At 72.2% G+C, this 16,213-nt stretch carries 12 protein-coding genes; 7 read left to right on the forward strand and 5 right to left on the reverse strand.

Annotated features, from left to right (window positions below):
• Positions 1–76 precede the first annotated feature (76 nt).
• Positions 77–694 (reverse strand): mycothiol-dependent nitroreductase Rv2466c family protein, encoded by a 618-nt coding sequence (locus tag A6A06_RS16065; protein ID WP_073761844.1) that lies wholly within the window; start codon positions 692–694, stop codon positions 77–79.
• 229 nt (positions 695–923) lie between these two features.
• Between A6A06_RS16065 and A6A06_RS16070 the strand changes: the two genes are divergently transcribed.
• Together A6A06_RS16070 and A6A06_RS16075 are read left to right on the forward strand one after the other, a co-directional pair.
• Positions 924–2,285 carry a glutamine synthetase family protein gene (locus A6A06_RS16070; protein ID WP_073761845.1) on the forward strand — a complete coding sequence of 454 codons (1,362 nt, stop codon included), beginning with the start codon at positions 924–926 and terminating at the stop codon, positions 2,283–2,285.
• Between the two features lie 74 nt (positions 2,286–2,359).
• Positions 2,360–5,395 (forward strand): bifunctional [glutamine synthetase] adenylyltransferase/[glutamine synthetase]-adenylyl-L-tyrosine phosphorylase, encoded by a 3,036-nt coding sequence (locus A6A06_RS16075; protein ID WP_073761846.1) that lies wholly within the window; start codon positions 2,360–2,362, stop codon positions 5,393–5,395.
• 76 nt (positions 5,396–5,471) lie between these two features.
• Here the strand turns inward: A6A06_RS16075 and A6A06_RS16080 are convergent, their stop codons facing one another.
• From A6A06_RS16080 to A6A06_RS16090, 3 genes are all read right to left on the reverse strand, one after another.
• Positions 5,472–6,314, reverse strand: coding sequence for a phosphatase PAP2 family protein (locus A6A06_RS16080; protein WP_073761847.1), 843 nt, complete (start codon positions 6,312–6,314; stop codon positions 5,472–5,474).
• A 211-nt stretch (positions 6,315–6,525) separates the two neighbouring features.
• A complete protein-coding gene (locus tag A6A06_RS16085) occupies positions 6,526–7,680 on the reverse strand; it encodes a LacI family DNA-binding transcriptional regulator (RefSeq protein WP_242440758.1) in 1,155 nt (384 codons plus the stop codon).
• A gap of 148 nt (positions 7,681–7,828) precedes the next feature.
• A complete protein-coding gene (locus tag A6A06_RS16090; protein ID WP_073761848.1) occupies positions 7,829–9,433 on the reverse strand; it encodes a glycoside hydrolase family 13 protein in 1,605 nt (534 codons plus the stop codon).
• A 354-nt stretch (positions 9,434–9,787) separates the two neighbouring features.
• Here A6A06_RS16090 and A6A06_RS16095 point away from each other — a divergent pair, with 354 nt between their 5' ends.
• From A6A06_RS16095 to A6A06_RS16115, 5 genes are all read left to right on the forward strand, one after another.
• The gene (locus tag A6A06_RS16095; RefSeq protein ID WP_073761849.1) at positions 9,788–11,056 is read left to right on the forward strand and encodes an extracellular solute-binding protein; all 1,269 of its coding nucleotides are present in this window, start codon (positions 9,788–9,790) and stop codon (positions 11,054–11,056) included.
• A gap of 89 nt (positions 11,057–11,145) precedes the next feature.
• Positions 11,146–12,024 carry a carbohydrate ABC transporter permease gene (locus A6A06_RS16100; protein WP_073762203.1) on the forward strand — a complete coding sequence of 293 codons (879 nt, stop codon included), beginning with the start codon at positions 11,146–11,148 and terminating at the stop codon, positions 12,022–12,024.
• On the forward strand, positions 12,024–12,863 hold the full coding sequence (locus A6A06_RS16105) for a sugar ABC transporter permease (protein WP_073761850.1): 840 nt from the start codon (positions 12,024–12,026) through the stop codon (positions 12,861–12,863). Before A6A06_RS16100 ends, A6A06_RS16105 begins: the two co-directional genes overlap by 1 nt.
• A gap of 1 nt (position 12,864) precedes the next feature.
• Positions 12,865–14,523 (forward strand): glycoside hydrolase family 13 protein, encoded by a 1,659-nt coding sequence (locus A6A06_RS16110; RefSeq protein WP_073761851.1) that lies wholly within the window; start codon positions 12,865–12,867, stop codon positions 14,521–14,523.
• Positions 14,511–15,665, forward strand: a complete 1,155-nt coding sequence (locus A6A06_RS16115) for a LacI family DNA-binding transcriptional regulator (RefSeq protein ID WP_443333743.1) — start codon at positions 14,511–14,513, stop codon at positions 15,663–15,665. Before A6A06_RS16110 ends, A6A06_RS16115 begins: the two co-directional genes overlap by 13 nt.
• Here the strand turns inward: A6A06_RS16115 and A6A06_RS16120 are convergent.
• On the reverse strand, positions 15,602–16,153 hold the full coding sequence (locus A6A06_RS16120; protein WP_073761852.1) for an EF-hand domain-containing protein: 552 nt from the start codon (positions 16,151–16,153) through the stop codon (positions 15,602–15,604). The genes A6A06_RS16115 and A6A06_RS16120 overlap by 64 nt on opposite strands.
• Positions 16,154–16,213: the final 60 nt, after the last annotated feature.

Raw genomic sequence — 16,213 nt, forward strand, 5'->3', positions numbered from 1 at the left:
CGCCCGCACCGCCCGCGCCCCTCATTAACAGCTTCGCCGCCCACACCTCCCGCACCACTCACCCGTCCCCCCCCGCTCACGGCTTCGCCGTCCGCCGCGCCCGCAGCTCGAAGAACTGCGGCACGGACGCCGCGCCGACGAGCGCGTCCCACAGGCGGTCGGCGTCCGCGCCGGTGGGCGGGGGCGCCACCACCGGGCCGAAGAAACCGCGTTCGCCGCTGCCCGCGGTGAGGATCGTGACGGGTGAGCCCGCGTCCTCGCCGGAGAACTCCTGCGCCCGTTCGCGGGCGCGGGCCACCGGCCGGTCCAGCGCGGTGTCGTGCAGCGCGTCGGCGTACGCCGTGCCGCCCGCGTCCGCCAGGGAGCGCTCGGCCACCTCCGGCGACGGGTCGGCGTCGCCGTCGTGCACCGCGGTGGCGTACGCGGCGTAGACGGCCCCGGTCAGGGCGTCCCGGCCGTCGGCGTGCGCGGCCTCGGCCAGCCGCAGCAGGCAGCGGCTCCCGGCGGCGGCCGGGCGCCGCCGGGCGGGCAGCTCGTCCAGCGGGACCCCGTCGGTCAGGTCGAAGGCGCGGTACGCGAGGGGGATGCCCCGCTGCCCGGTGGCGTCCACCAGCCACTGCGCGGTGCGCCAGGTCCAGGGGCACCCGGGGTCGAAGTGGAACGTCACGGCCGTGACGTCGAAGCGGTCGCGCACGGGCTCTCCTCGGCCGTCGGAACAAAGCGGGACGATCCGGGCTGCCCCTTCCCGGAGTACCGCCCGCCGCCGCCGTGCAAACGTCCTGGTGCCCCTTGTGGCCCGGCGGTTCTGATCTCGGCCGAGGGTGCGTAATGTGACGGTAACCCCCTCACGTGATACTGGTGTGCCACACCTCGTTGCCCGACGGGTGTGGACAGGCCGATTGACCTGCAAGGATTGGTGAGCCATGGACAAGCAGCAGGAGTTTGTGCTCCGTACGCTGGAGGAGCGCGACATCCGCTTCGTACGACTGTGGTTCACCGACGTGCTGGGGTTCTTGAAGTCCGTGGCCGTGGCGCCCGCCGAACTTGAGCAGGCGTTCGACGAGGGCATCGGCTTCGACGGCTCCGCGATCGAGGGCTTCGCGCGGGTGTACGAGTCCGACATGATCGCCAAGCCGGACCCGGGCACCTTCCAGATCCTGCCGTGGCGCGCCGAGGCCCCCGGCACCGCCCGGATGTTCTGCGACATCCTCATGCCGGACGGCTCCCCGTCCTACGCCGACCCGCGCTACGTCCTCAAGCGCATCCTGGCCAAGACCTCCGACCTCGGCTTCACCTTCTACACCCACCCCGAGATCGAGTTCTTCCTCCTCAAGGACAAGCCGGTGGACGGCACCCGGCCGAGCCCCGCGGACTCCTCCGGCTACTTCGACCACACCCCGCAGAACGTCGGCATGGACTTCCGCCGCCAGGCGATCACCATGCTCGAATCGATGGGCATCTCGGTGGAGTTCAGCCACCACGAGGGCGCCCCCGGCCAGCAGGAGATCGACCTGCGCTACGCGGACGCGCTGTCCACGGCCGACAACATCATGACGTTCCGCCTGGTGATGAAGCAGGTCGCGCTGGAGCAGGGCGTGCAGGCGACGTTCATGCCCAAGCCGTTCTCCGAATACCCGGGTTCGGGCATGCACACCCACCTCTCGCTCTTCGAGGGCGACCGCAACGCCTTCCACGAGTCGGGCGCCGAGTACCAGCTCTCCAAGGTCGGCCGCTCCTTCATCGCCGGCCTGCTGCGGCACGCGGGCGAGATCTCCGCCGTCACCAACCAGTGGGTCAACTCCTACAAGCGCATCTGGGGCGGCGCCAACCGCACCGCGGGCGCCGGCGGCGAGGCGCCCTCGTACATCTGCTGGGGCCACAACAACCGCTCCGCGCTCATCCGCGTCCCCATGTACAAGCCCGGCAAGATGGGCTCCACCCGGGTCGAGGTCCGCTCCATCGACTCCGGCGCCAACCCCTACCTCACGTACGCGGTGCTGCTGGCCGCGGGCCTCAAGGGCATCGAGGAGGGCTACGAACTCCCGCCCGGCGCCGACGACGACGTGTGGGCGCTGTCCGACTCCGAGCGCCGCGCCATGGGCATCGAACCGCTGCCGCAGAACCTCGGCGAGGCCATCGACCTGATGGAGCGCAGCGAACTGGTCGCGGAGACCCTCGGCGAGCACGTCTTCGACTTCTTCCTGCGCAACAAGAAGCAGGAATGGGAGGAGTACCGCTCCGAGGTCACCGCCTTCGAACTGCGCAAGATGCTGCCGGTGCTGTGACCGGCGGCCCTCCTCGCGGGGCCTGACAGACTTTCGGCGGACTTCTGGCGAGCCTTTCGAGAGGCGGCACGGCCATGGCACATCCCGCTCCGCAGGGACAGGGGCGGCGCAGCAGCGCCTTCTCCCGGCTGCTGCGGTACGGCTTCACCGACCCGTCGGCGGCCGGGCGGCTCCTGGAGGCGCCCGAACTGTCCGCCGTACGGGACGACTCGGTGCTCCTGGAGGCGCTGGGCGCCACCGCCGACCCGGACCTCGCGCTGACCGCGCTGCTCCGGCTGGCGGAGGCGCAGGACGAGGACGAGCGGCACAAGCTGCTGAGCACGCTGATCACCGCGAAGCCGCTGCGCGACCGGCTGCTGGGCGTGCTCGGCGCGTCCGAGGCGCTCGGCGACCACCTCGTGCGGCACCCGCGCCAGTGGCATTCGCTGGTCACCTACGAGGCGGCCGACCTGCACCCGACCACACCGGAGTTCGAGGCGGCGCTCGCCGAGGGCATCTGGGGCGAGCCGGGCCGGGACCGGCCGCGCCCCGACGCGCTGCGCGCCGCCTACCGCCGGTGCCTGCTGGGCATCGCGGCGCGCGACGTGTGCGGGACCACCGACCTCGCCGAGACCGCCGCGGAGCTGGCCGACCTGGCGACCGCGACGGTACGCGCCGCGCTGGAGATCGCCTGCGAGGAGCAGCCCACCGACGCCGCCGCCTGCCGGCTCGCCGTCGTCGCCATGGGCAAGTGCGGCGGCCGGGAGCTGAACTACGTCTCGGACGTGGACGTCATCTTCGTCGCGGAGGCACGCGACGGCACCGAGGAGGCCAAGGCGATCCAGGCCGCGACGCGGCTGGCGGGCCGGATGATGCGGGTGTGCTCCGACGTCACCGCCGAGGGCACGATCTGGCCGGTGGACGCCAACCTGCGCCCCGAGGGCCGCAACGGCCCGCTCGTCCGCACCCTCAACAGCCACCTCGCCTACTACGAACGCTGGGCCAAGACCTGGGAGTTCCAGGCGCTGCTGAAGGCCCGGCCGATGGCGGGCGACACGGAGCTGGGCAAGGAGTACCTGGCCGCGGTCACCCCGATGGTGTGGCAGGTCTCCGAGCGCGAGAACTTCGTGACCGACGTACGGCAGATGCGCCGCCGCGTCGTGGAGAACATCCCCGCCGCCCAGGTCGACCGCGAACTGAAGCTGGGCCCCGGCGGGCTGCGCGACGTGGAGTTCGCCGTACAGCTCCTGCAACTGGTGCACGGCCGCGCCGATGCGACGCTGCACAGCGCGAGCACCCTGGAAGCCCTCGCGGCGCTGGCGTCCGGCGGTTACGTCGGCCGCGAGGACGCCAAGGCGCTGGACGCCGCGTACTGCTTCCTGCGCACGCTGGAACACCGCATCCAGCTCTACAGGCTCCGCCGTACGCACCTGATGCCCGAGGACGATCCCGACCTGAGGCGCCTCGCCCGCTCCATGGGCATGCGCACCGAGCCGGTGGAGACCCTCCGCAAGGAGTGGAAGTGGCACGCCCGTGAGGTGCGGCGGCTGCACGAGAAGCTGTTCTACCGGCCGCTGCTGGACGCCGTCGCGCACCTGGAGCCCGGCGGTACCCGGCTCTCCGCCAAGGCCGCGGGCCAGCGCCTCGAAGCGCTCGGCTACGCCGACCCGGTCGCCGCGCTGCGCCACCTGGAGGCCCTGGCCTCCGGCGTCACCCGCAAGGCCGCCATCCAGCGCACCCTGCTGCCCGTCCTGCTGGCCTGGTTCGCCGACTCCGCCGACCCGGACGCCGGGCTGCTGAACTTCCGCAAGGTCTCCGACGCGCTCGGCAAGACCCCCTGGTACCTGCGCCTGCTGCGCGACGAGGGCGCCGCCGCCGAGAACCTGGCCCGCGTCCTGTCGGCCGGCCGCTTCGCCCCCGACCTGCTGCTGCGCGCCCCCGAGGCGGTCGCGCTGCTCGGCGCGAAGGACGGCTTGCGGCCACGCGGCCGGGCCGCGCTGGAGCAGGAGGTGCTGGCCGCCGTCGGCCGCGCGGAGGGCGCCGAGCAGGCCGTCGCGGCGGCCCGCGGGGTCCGGCGGCGCGAGCTGTTCCGTACGGCCGCCGCCGACCTGATCGGCGCGTACGGCACGGAAGGCCACCCGGCCGAGGCGGACCGCGGCCACGCCGCCGACGTGATCGGCACCGCCGTCTCCGACCTGACCGCCGCCACCATCGCGGGCGCGCTGCGCGCCGCCGTCCGCGACCAGTGGGGCGACACCCTGCCCACCCGCTTCACCGTCATCGGCATGGGCCGCTTCGGCGGCCGGGAGCTGGGGTACGGCTCCGACGCCGACGTGCTGTTCGTGCACGAGCCGCGCGAGGGCGCCGACGAGCACGAGGCCGCCAAGGCCGCGCACGCCGTCGCCAACGAGATGCGCCGCCTCCTCCAGCTCCCGTCGTCCGACCCGCCGCTGCCGATCGACGCCGACCTGCGCCCGGAGGGCCGCACCGGCCCGCTGGTGCGCTCCCTGGCCTCCTACGCGTCCTACTACCGGCGCTGGTCGCTCGTGTGGGAGTCGCAGGCCCTGCTGCGCGCCGAGCCGGTCGCGGGCGACGCCGAGCTGGGGGAGCGGTTCATCGGGCTGGTCGACCCGCTGCGGTACCCGATGGAGGGCCTGGGCGAGGACGCCGTACGGGAGATCCGGCGGCTCAAGGCCCGTATGGAGACCGAGCGGGTGCCGCGCGGCGCCGACCCGACCACGCACACCAAGCTGGGGCGCGGCGGCCTCAGCGACGTGGAGTGGACCGTGCAGCTGCTCCAGATGCAGCACGCCTGGGCCGAGCCGGGGCTGCGCACGACCCGTACCCGTACGGCGCTGGCCGCGGCCCAGGACGCCGGGCTGCTCGCCACGGAGGACGCGCAGATCCTCGACGAGGCGTGGGTGCTGGCGTCGCGGGTGCGCAACGCCACGATGCTGGTACGGGGCCGCCCCGGCGACACCTTCCCGTCCGACGCGCGGGAGCTGGCGGCGGTCGGCCGCTACCTCGGGTACGAGGAAGGGCACGTCGGGGAGATGCTGGACGACTACCGGCGGACGACGCGCCGGGCCCGCGCGGTGGTGGAAGAGCTCTTCTACGGGGCGGCGGGCTGAGGCCGGCAGGGCCGGGGGGCCGGGGCCCGCAGGGCCGGGGACGGAAGCCCGCAGGGCCGGGGGCGGCGGGCCGCGGTTACAGGACGGCGGGCCGCGGCAGCCGCGGCAGCCGGTGCGGCAGCGCCGCGTACCAGGCGAAGGCCAGGCCGATCCCGAACGCGAGGCACAGGATGCCGCCCACCGCGTCGAGCCAGAAGTGGTTGGCGGTGGAGACGATGACCACCAGGGTCGTCGTCGGGTAGAGCAGGCCCAGGACCTTCGCCCACACCGGCTTGGCGATCAGCGCGATCATCACGCCGCACCACAGGGACCAGCCGATGTGCATCGACGGCATCGCCGCGTACTGGTTGGACATCGACGCCAGGTTGCCGGAGGCCATCGAGCCCCATGTGTGGTGGACGATGACGGTGTCGATGAAGCCGCCGCCGTTCATCAGGCGGGGCGGTGCCAGCGGGTAGAAGTAGTAGCCGACGAGGGCGACGCCGGTGGTGGCGAAGAGCGCGAGGCGGGCGGCGGCGTACCGGCCGGGGTGCCAGCGGTAGAGCCAGACCAGCACGCCGATGGTCAGTATGAAGTGCAGCGTGGCGTAGTAGTAGTTCATCGAGACGATGAGCCAGGTCACCGAGTCCACCGCGTGGTTGACGGTTTTCTCCACCGCTATGCCGAGGGTCTGCTCGGCCTGCCAGATCCAGTCCGCGTTCTTCAGCGCCTGGGACTTCTGCTCGGGCACGGCGTTGCGGATCAGGGAATACACCCAGTAGCTGACCGCGATCAGGAGGATCTCGAACCAGAGCCGCGGAGAGCGGGGAGAGCGCAGGCGGGCCAGCCGGCCACCGGAGGACGGGCTCGGTGCGCGGTCCTCGGTGGGCGGCGGCACGGCCGTACGGCCGTCAAGAGTCTTCACATGCGCTTCACCCATAGGCAGACAGTCTGCCAGAAAGGGGTCGGCCGCCGATCACCCTCGGGTCGGGTCCTGGGGAGGGCCACCTAGCACCTTAGGGGGACGCGCGACCCCTGCCCAGGTCGGGGACGGGTCCGACTTCAGGCAGGGACGGATCCGCCCGGAACGGACGCCCGCGGACCTCTCAGGCGCGCCCGCGGACCCCACCAGGCGCGCCCGCGGACCTCAATCAGGCGCGGCCGGAGTCCGCACCGGGGAGGCTGCCGTCCGTACCGGAGGGGCTGCTCTCCGTGCCATAGGAGCCACCCTCCGTACCGGAGGGCCCGCCCGCCGTATCGGAGGAGACCGCCGGTCCGGGGATCCGCGCGGCCCTCGGCACCGAAGCCGTCGAGCCGCGCACGACCAGTTCCGGGTGGAAGACGAACTCGCTGTGCGGCGCCGGGGTGCCCCCGACCTCCTCCAGCAGGGCGCGCACCGCCGCCTGCCCCATCGCGGTGACCGGCTGCCGGATCGTGGTCAGCGGCGGGTCGGTGAACGCGATCAGCGGGGAGTCGTCGAAGCCGACGACGGAGACCTCCCGGGGCACGTCCAGGCCCTGCTGCCGGGCGGCCCGGATCGCGCCGAGCGCCATCATGTCGCTGGCGCACACCACCGCCGTACAGCCGCGGGAGATCAGCGCGGCCGCCGCGGCCTGTCCGCCCTCCAGCGTGTACAGGGAGTGCTGGACCAGCTCCAGCGCGGCGGCCCGGCCCAGGCCGAGCTGCTCGCCCATGCTGCGCACGAAGCCCTCGATCTTGCGCTGTACGGGCACGAAGCGCTTCGGACCGAGGGCCAGCCCGATCCGTTCGTGGCCCAGCGCCGCCAGGTGGGTGACGGCGAGGCGGATCGCGGCCCGGTCGTCCGGCGAGACGAAGGGCGCCTGCACCTTGTCGGAGAAGCCGTTGATCAGGACGAAGGGCACGCCCTGGCCGCGCAGCTGCTCGTAGCGCTGCATGTCGGCGGAGGTGTCCGCGTGCAGTCCGGAGACGAAGATGATCCCGGCGACGCCGCGGTCCACCAGCATCTCGGTCAGCTCGTCCTCGGTGGAGCCGCCCGGCGTCTGGGTGGCCAGCACCGGGGTGTAGCCCTGGCGCGTCAGTGCCTGGCCGATGACCTGCGCGAACGCCGGGAAGATCGGATTCTCCAGCTCCGGCGTTATCAGGCCGACCAGCCCGGCGCTGCGCTGCCGCAGCCGTACGGGGCGCTCGTAGCCGAGCACGTCGAGCGCGGCCAGCACGGACTGGCGGGTGGTGGCGGAGACACCGGGTTTTCCGTTGAGCACCCGGCTGACGGTGGCCTCGCTGACACCCGCCTGCGCTGCGATATCGGCCAGCCGGGCGGTCATGGAGGGGACTGTACCGGTCGCCTGTCGGATTGCCCACGCTGCCCGCACCCGCCGGCGGGCGGGCAGCGCCGCCCGCCGCCCGCCCGGTCCGCCCGCGCTGCCCGTCCGGCCTGCTTGCGCCGCCCGCCCGGCCCGCGGAGCCGGTCCGTCAGAGCGCCCACCAGGTGCAGGAGTCGCCCGGCAGTACGGCGGTGCCGCCTTCGGCGGAGACCGTCGCGGAGGAGAGCAGGACCCGGCCGGGGCGGGGGAGTTCGACGGCGCGGTCCAGGGTGTTGAGGGTGCACAGCAGGTCCGTACGGCCGGAGCGGCCGGCGCGGGTGAAGGCCAGCAGCCCTTCGGGGGCGTCGGTCCAGGCCAGGTCGCCGTCGCCGAGGCCGGTGCGGTCGCGGCGCAGGGCGAGCGCCGCGCGGTACAGCTCCAGGGTGGAGGACGGGTCGCCGGTCTGCGCCCGTACGGACAGGTCCTTCCACGAGCGCGGCTGGGGGAGCCAGCTGCCGCCGGGCCCGAAGCCGTACGCGGCCGTCTCGCCGCACCAGGGCAGCGGCACCCGGCAGCCGTCGCGGTGCCCGTCCTGCCCGTCGCCGCGGAAGAACGCCGGGTCCTGGCGGACCTCGTCCGGCAGGTCGGTGACCTCCGGCAGGCCCAGCTCCTCGCCCTGGTAGAGGTAGGCCGAGCCGGGCAGCGCGAGCATCATGAGGGTGGCGGCGCGGGCGCGCCGCAGTCCGCCGAGCCGGGTGGCGTGCCGGACCACGTCGTGGTTGGACAGCACCCAGGAGGTGGTGGCGCCGACCGAGGTGGTCGCGGCGAGCGAGGCGTCGATGATCGCGCGCAGCGAGGCGGCGGACCAGTCGGCGGTCAGGAACTGGAAGTTGAACGCCTGGTGGCACTCGTCGGGGCGGACGTACAGGGCAAGCCGTTCGGGACTGGGGGCCCAGGCCTCGGCGACGCCGATGCGCTCGCCGGGGTAGGAGTCGAGCAGGCGGCGCCAGGAGCGGTGGATCGCGTGGACGCCGTCCTGGTCGAAGAAGGGCAGCACCTGGCTGCCGATGAGCTTGGCCTGCTCCTTGCGGCCGATGTCCGGCAGGCCCGGTGCCTTGACCATGCCGTGCGCGACGTCGATACGGAAGCCGTCCACGCCGAGGTCGAGCCAGAACCGCATGACGGACTCGAACTCGGCGTGCACGTCCGGGTCGTTCCAGTCCAGGTCGGGCTGTTGCGGGGCGAACAGGTGCAGATACCAGTCGCCGCGCTCGGTGCGGGTCCAGGCGGGGCCGCCGAAGACCGACTCCCAGTCGTTGGGCGGCAGCTCGCCGGACGCGCCCTTGCCGGGGCGGAAGACGTAGCGCCGCCGGGCCAGTTCCGGGTCGCGGAACCAGGGGTGCTGGTCGGAGGTGTGGTTGGGCACGATGTCGACGATCACCCGCAGGCCGAGCGCGTGCGCGGCCCGTACGAGGTCGTCGGCGTCCTGGAGGCTGCCGAAGAGCGGGTCGACGGAGCGGTAGTCGGCGACGTCGTACCCGCCGTCGGCCTGCGGGGAGGCGTAGAACGGGGTGAGCCAGACGGCGTCCACGCCCAGGTCCCGCAGGTACGGCAGGCGTTCGCGGGCGCCGCGCAGATCGCCGATGCCGTCCCCGTCGCAGTCGGCGAAGGAGCGCACGTACACCTGGTAGATGACGGCGTCGCGCCACCAGCCGGGGCGGCCGGCGGGTCCTGCCGCGCGGGCGGAGTCGGTCGAAGTCAGCTCCTGGGTCATCTGGCATCCCTGTTCGAGAGTGGGGCGTTTCGGGCAGAGCGTCCATGCATCGTCTTGCAGGGTCCAGGCATCGATCGGCGGACGGTCGTCTACGGGCTCAACGCGCGGAGCACACCTGGGTGACGGGCCGGTGAGCCGCCGGAGTCCCTGATGGGGGGCCTGCTGGGGTGCGGTGGGCGCGCTGTGCGCGGGCGGCGCCCCCTGCAACACCTTCCAGCGACCTTGCAGAAATTTGCCGCAAGGTCTTTCGGTTTCATTTCCCCGCTGTTACGTTCCTGTCCGCCATCACAGGCGTTCCGAACGGCCGGGTGAGGCGTTCCGACGCCATCTCGGGCGTCCCCCTAAGGAGTTCACATGCGGCGTGGCATAGCGGCCACCGCGCTGGTCGCGGGTCTGGCAATGGCGGCGACAGCGTGCGGTGGTGACGGCGGCGGAGGCGACCAGCGGAGCGGGGGCGAGCTGTCGGGCACCGTGACCTTCTGGGACACGTCCAACGACGCCGAGAAGGCGACGTACAAGAAGCTGGCCGAGAGCTTCGAGAAGGAGCACCCCAAGGTCGACGTCAAGTACGTCAGCGTCGCGTTCGGCGAGGCCAACGCCAAGTTCAAGAACGCCGCGGGCGCGGGCGCCGGCGCCCCCGACGTGATGCGCACCGAGGTCGCCTGGGTCGCCGACTTCGCCAACCTCGGCTACCTCGCCCCGCTGGACGGCACCCCCGCCCTGGACAACACCGGCGACTACCTCCCGCAGGCACTCGGCAGCACCAGGTTCAAGGACAAGACCTACGCGGCGCCGCAGGTCACCGACACCCTGGGCCTCTTCTACAACAAGCGGCTGCTCAAGGAGGCCGGCGTCAAGGTCCCCCAGACCTTCGCCGAGCTGTCCGCCGCCGCCAAGCAGATCAAGGAGAAGACCGGCGCCACCGCGCTGTACCTGCGCGGCGACGACCCGTACTGGTTCCTGCCCTACCTCTACGGCGAGGGCGGCGACATGGTCGACGCCCGCGACAAGACCGTCGAGATCGACGACGACGCCGGTGTCCGGGCCTTCAAGACCATCAAGGACCTGGTCGACTCCAAGGCCGCCGTCACCGACGCCACCGACGGCCAGGAGAACCAGCTCAAGGCCCTCAAGGACGGCAGCGTCGCGATGGCCGTCAGCGGCCCCTGGGACATCGAGGGCGTCCGCGCGGGCAAGGAGTTCAAGGACGCGAAGAACCTCGGCGTCGCGCCCGTACCCGGCGGCAGCGTCTCCCAGGGCTCCCCGCAGGGCGGCTGGAACCTCTCCGTCTACGCGGGCTCGAAGAACCTCCAGGCGTCCTACGCCTTCGTGAAGTACATGAGCTCGGCGAAGATCCAGCAGCAGACCACCGAGCAGCTGAGCCTGCTGCCCACCCGCACGTCCGTGTACGCGATGCCGTCCGTCAAGAACAACGAGATGGTCGGCTTCTTCAAGCCCGCCGTCGACAAGGCCGTCCAGCGCCCCTGGATCGCCGAGGGCAACGCGCTCTTCGAGCCCATCAAGGTCCAGATGAACAAGGTCCTCACCGGCTCCAGCACACCCGAGCAGGCCGCCAAGGCCGTCGGTGAGAGCTACCGCAAGATCCTCAAGGACTACAAGTGACGGACGCCGTACGGATTCCCGCGGCCCGGCGGAAGGCGCCGCCGGGCCGGGTGCGCAGGGCCCTGGGCACCCACTGGTACGCCTGGACCATGGTCGCCCCGGTGGTGCTCGTCATCGGCGTCATCATCGGCTACCCCCTGGTCCGCGGCCTGTACCTGTCGCTGACCGACGCCAACGAGGCCAACGTCGAGCGCAACATCGGCATGAACCACATCCCGGCCACCTACCGGTTCACCGGCCTGGACAACTACACCGCGATCCTCGGCGACGGCGTCTTCTGGAGCCGCCTCGGCTGGACCGTCCTGTGGACGGTCGCCTGCGTCACCCTCACCTTCGCCATCGGCCTGTCCCTCGCCAACCTGCTCAACCGCAAGCTGCGCGGCCGCACCTTCTACCGGCTGGCGCTGATCCTGCCCTGGGCCATCCCCGCCTTCGTCTCCGTCTTCACCTGGCGGCTGCTCTACAACGAGAAGAACGGCCTGCTCAACAAGCTCCTGGCGGGCGGCGGCATCGACGCGGTGCCGTGGCTGAACGACCCGACCTGGGCCAAGCTGTCGGTCATCGCCGTCAACGTGTGGCTGGGCGTACCGTTCATGCTCGTCGCGCTGCTCGGCGGTCTCCAGTCGATCCCCGGCGAGCTGTACGAGGCCGCCGAGATGGACGGCGCGGGCCCCTGGCAGCGGTTTTGCAACATCACCCTGCCCGGCCTGCGCGGCGTGAGCAGCACCGTGATCCTGCTCTCCACCATCTGGACGTTCAACATGTTCCCGGTGATCTTCCTGCTCACCCGGGGCGGCCCCGGCGACGCCACGGAGATCCTGGTGACGTACGCCTACCGGCTGTCCTTCGTCGACAGCCCGCGCGACTTCTCCGGCTCGGCGGCCTGGGGCGTACTGATCCTGCTCCTGCTGTCCCTGATCGCGGTCGTCTACCGGCGCTCGCTCCGCAAGCAGGGAGAGGTGTGGTGATGGCGAAGCCTTCGCGCAACAAGCGCGGCCCGCTGGCCTCCGCCGGCCTGCACACGACCCTCCTGATCGCCGCCGTCGTCGCGGTCTTCCCGCCGCTGTGGCTGCTCGTCACGTCCTTCAAACCGAAGAACGACGCCTTCTCCACCGAGCTGGTCACGCACTTCACCTTCGCCAACTACCGGCACGTCGTCGCCGACACCGAGTTCCTGACCTGGTTCGGCAACTCGGTGGTCGTCGTCGGCATCACCACCGTCGTCGGCGTCTTCGTCGCGGCCACCACCGGCTACGCCGTCAGCCGCTTCCGGTTCCCCGGGATGCGCCCGCTGATGTGGCTGCTGCTGGTCACCCAGATGTTCCCGGTCGCCGTACTGATCGTGCCGCTGTACAACCTGCTGGCGGGCCTGGGCCTGCTCAACCAGCCCGTCGGTCTGGTCGTCACCTACCTGACCATCGCCGTCCCCTTCTGCGCCTGGATGATGAAAGGCTTCTTCGACACCATTCCCGTGGAGATCGACGAAGCCGGGCGCGTCGACGGCCTCAACCCCTTCGGTACCTTCTGGCGCCTGGTCCTGCCGCTGGCCCGCCCCGGCCTGGCCGTCACCGGCTTCTACACCTTCGTGACCGCCTGGGCCGAGGTCGCCTACGCCTCCGCCTTCATGACCGGCGAGGAGAACCTGACCCTCGCCGGCGGCCTCCAGACCTTCGTCAACCAGTACGTCAACGACTGGGGCTCGATGACCGCCGCCGCCGTGATCATCGCGGTGCCCGCGGCCCTGGTCTTCGCCTTCGCCCAGCGCCACCTCGTCGCCGGACTGACCTCCGGCACCACCAAGGGATGACATGACCCCCCAGACCACCCGGCACCACGCCACCGGAGCGCCCGCCGACGCCACCGCGCCCGCCGCCGACGCCGCGGACGCGACCGCGCCCGGTGCCACCCAGTGGTGGCGCGACGCGGTGATCTACCAGGTCTACCCGCGCAGCTTCGCCGACGGCAACGGCGACGGCATGGGCGACCTGCCGGGCATCCGCAGCCGCCTGCCCTACCTCAAGGACCTGGGCATCGACGCCGTCTGGCTCAGCCCCTTCTACTCCTCCCCGCAGGCCGACGCGGGCTACGACGTCGCCGACTACCGCGTCATCGACCCCGCCTTCGGCACCCTCGCCGACGCCGAGGCCGTCATCCGCGACGCGCACGCCCTGGGCCTGCGCGTCATCGTCGACGTCGTCCCCAACCACTGCTCCGACCAGCACGCCTGGTTCCGGCAGGCGCTGCACGAGGGCCCCGGCTCGACGCTCCGCGACCGCTTCCACTTCCGCAAGGGCCGCGGCGAGAACGGCGAACTCCCGCCCAACGACTGGGAGTCCGTCTTCGGCGGCCCCGCCTGGACCCGCGTCACCGACGGCGAGTGGTACCTGCACCTGTTCGCCCCCGAACAGCCCGACTTCAACTGGGACCACCCCGCCGTCCAGGACGAGTTCCGCTCCATCCTGCGCTTCTGGCTCGACCTCGGCGTGGACGGCTTCCGCATCGACGTCGCCCACGGCCTGGTCAAGGCCCCCGGCCTGCCCGACATGGGCCGCACCGACCAGCTGAAACTCCTCGGCAACCAGGTCCTGCCGTTCTTCGACCAGGACGGCGTCCACGCGATCTACCGCTCCTGGCGCCGCGTCCTCGACGAGTACGCGGGCGACCGCATCGGCGTCGCGGAAGCCTGGACCCCCAGCGCCGACCGCACCGCCCTCTACCTCCGCCCCGACGAGCTGCACCAGGCCTTCAACTTCCACTACCTCAACACCCACTGGGACGCCGCCGGACTCCGCACCGTCATCGACGCCTCCCTCGACGCGATGCGGCCGGTGGGCGCCCCCACCACCTGGGTCCTCTCCAACCACGACGTGGTCCGGCACGCCACCCGCCTCGGCGGCGACGGCCGCCGCGCCCGCGCCGCCGCCCTCCTCATGCTCGCGCTGCCCGGCTCCGCCTACGTCTACCAGGGCGAGGAACTGGGCCTTCCCGAAGTCACCGGCCTGCCCGACGAGGTCCGCCAGGACCCGGCGTTCTTCCGGGGCGACGGCCAGGACGGCCTGCGCGACGGCTGCCGCGTCCCGATCCCGTGGTCCGGCGACACGGCCCCGTACGGCTTCGGTACGGGCGGCAGCTGGCTCCCGCAACCGCCGGAGTGGGCGGGGCTCAGCGTCGCCGCCCAGACCGGCGACCCGGACTCCATGCTGGAGCTGTACCGTACGGCCCTCGCACTGCGCCGCACCCACCCCGGCCTCGGCGCGGGCGACGACATCGAGTGGCTCGATGCCCCCGAAGGCGTCCTGGCCTTCCGCCGCCCCGGCGGCTTCGTCTGCACGGTCAACACGACCCCCGACCCCGTACGCGCGCCCGTCCAGCCGGACTGGCGCCCGCTCCTCTCCTCCGCCGAACTCCGCACCGTCGACGACGAACCGGCCCTCCCGGCGGACACCGCCGTGTGGTGGGAAGCGTGACCGACCACCCCGACGTGCCGCCGGCCGGGGCCAACGGCCCCCGGCTGGCGCACATCGCCGCGCAGGCCCAGGTCAGCGAGGCGACCGTCAGCCGGGTGCTCAACGGCAGGGCCGGCGTGGCCCGCGGCACCCGGCAGCGGGTCCTGGCCGCCCTCGACTTACTGGGCGGCGAACGCCCCGTACGGCTGCGGCGCGCCAGCGCCGGGCTGGTCGGCCTGATCGTCCCGGAACTCACCAACCCGATCTTCCCGGCCTTCGCCCAGCTCATCGAACAGGCCCTCGCGGGCCACGGCTACACGCCCGTCCTCTGCACCCAGCTCCCCGGCGGCGCCACCGAGGACGAACTCGTCGAGCAGCTCGAAGCGCGCGGCGTCACCGGCATCATCTTCCTCTCCGGCCTCCACTCCGACAGCACCACCGACCCCGCCCGCTACACCCGCCTCACCGACCGCGCCGTGCCGTACGTCCTCATCAACGGCTACCACGAGGGCGTCGCCGCCCCCTTCGTCTCCCCGGACGACCGGGCGGCGTCCCGGATGGCCGTACGCCACCTTGCCGAACTCGGCCACCGGACCATCGGCCTGGCGGTCGGCCCGGCCCGCTACGTACCGTCGCGCCGCAAGGCCGAAGGCTTCGTCGCGGCGCTGAAGGAGGAGTTCGGCCTGCGCCGAGGACAGGCCGAACTCCTGGTCCGTCACACCCTGTTCGGCGTCGAAGGCGGCCACGCGGCAGCCGTCTCCCTCCTGGACGCGGGCTGCACGGCGGTCGTCTGCGGCAGCGACCTGATGGCGCTCGGCGTCGTACGGGCGGCCCGTCAGCGCGGCCTGGACGTACCGGCCCGGATCTCCGTCGTCGGCTTCGACGACTCGCAGCTCATCGCCTTCACCGACCCGCCGCTGACGACCGTGCGCCAGCCGGTACGGGCGATGGCCTCGGCGGCCGTGGACGCGCTGATCGAGGAGATCCGCGCCCGCGCGGACGGCGAGCGGCCGCCGGACCGGCACACGGAGTTCGTCTTCCAGCCGGAGCTGGTGGTACGCGGCTCGACGGCCCGGCGGCAGGGCAGCCCCGGACCCGGCTACGTGCCGAGCGGCGAACCGAGCAGCCAGTTGCCCGGGGCCTCCGGGTCCGGGCTGAGGTAGAACTCCTCGATGGCCGTACGGAACTCCGCATGGCTGATGACCCCGTCGCCGTCCCGGTCCAGCCGGTGGAAGGCGGGCGTCGAAGTCGCCGCGTCGATGTGCAGCGCCTCGTACATCCGTACGTACTCGTCGGTGGTGAGCACGCCGTCGCGGTCGGTGTCGAGAGCCAGCATGAGCGCGTCGACGATCTGCAGCACGACGTGCTCGAAGGTCTTCGGGTCGGTGACGTGCGAGCGCATCAGGTCGATGAACGACTGGCGGCTCACCCGCCCTTCACTGTCCGCGCCGCCCGCGTCCCGCAGCACCTCCCACCACCGCCCGAACGCCTCCCGCAGCGCGGCCCGGTTGCCGTGGTCCTCCGGCCGGGCCACCGCCATGAACAGCCCGGCCATCACCTCGAAGTCCTCATGGGTGAGCCAGCCGTCCTCGGTACGGTCGAACCAGTCGAAGAGGATGCTGAACTTGCGGTCGAGCGCGTCGTTCGCCATCACAACCCACCGTCCATCCGCGGTACGTCAGGGGCGCGTCCGCGTCCCATGCAACTGCCG

This window comes from Streptomyces sp. CB02923 (genome assembly GCF_001905005.1).
Classification (GTDB): Bacteria; Actinomycetota; Actinomycetes; order Streptomycetales; family Streptomycetaceae; genus Streptomyces.

What these genes read in the sequence shown, in the direction of transcription:
- A6A06_RS16075 (WP_073761846.1), top strand. Translation starts at nt 2,360, where the DNA reads ATGGCACATCCCGCTCCGCAGGGACAGGGGCGGCGCAGCAGCGCCTTC.
- A6A06_RS16080 (WP_073761847.1), bottom strand. Translation starts at nt 6,314, where the DNA reads ATGGGTGAAGCGCATGTGAAGACTCTTGACGGCCGTACGGCCGTGCCG.
- A6A06_RS16100 (WP_073762203.1), top strand. Translation starts at nt 11,146, where the DNA reads ATGGTCGCCCCGGTGGTGCTCGTCATCGGCGTCATCATCGGCTACCCC.
- A6A06_RS16105 (WP_073761850.1), top strand. Translation starts at nt 12,024, where the DNA reads ATGGCGAAGCCTTCGCGCAACAAGCGCGGCCCGCTGGCCTCCGCCGGC.
- A6A06_RS16110 (WP_073761851.1), top strand. Translation starts at nt 12,865, where the DNA reads ATGACCCCCCAGACCACCCGGCACCACGCCACCGGAGCGCCCGCCGAC.
- A6A06_RS16120 (WP_073761852.1), bottom strand. Translation starts at nt 16,153, where the DNA reads ATGGCGAACGACGCGCTCGACCGCAAGTTCAGCATCCTCTTCGACTGG.
- A6A06_RS16095 (WP_073761849.1), top strand. Translation starts at nt 9,788, where the DNA reads ATGCGGCGTGGCATAGCGGCCACCGCGCTGGTCGCGGGTCTGGCAATG.
- A6A06_RS16085 (WP_242440758.1), bottom strand. Translation starts at nt 7,680, where the DNA reads ATGACCGCCCGGCTGGCCGATATCGCAGCGCAGGCGGGTGTCAGCGAG.
- A6A06_RS16070 (WP_073761845.1), top strand. Translation starts at nt 924, where the DNA reads ATGGACAAGCAGCAGGAGTTTGTGCTCCGTACGCTGGAGGAGCGCGAC.
- A6A06_RS16090 (WP_073761848.1), bottom strand. Translation starts at nt 9,433, where the DNA reads ATGACCCAGGAGCTGACTTCGACCGACTCCGCCCGCGCGGCAGGACCC.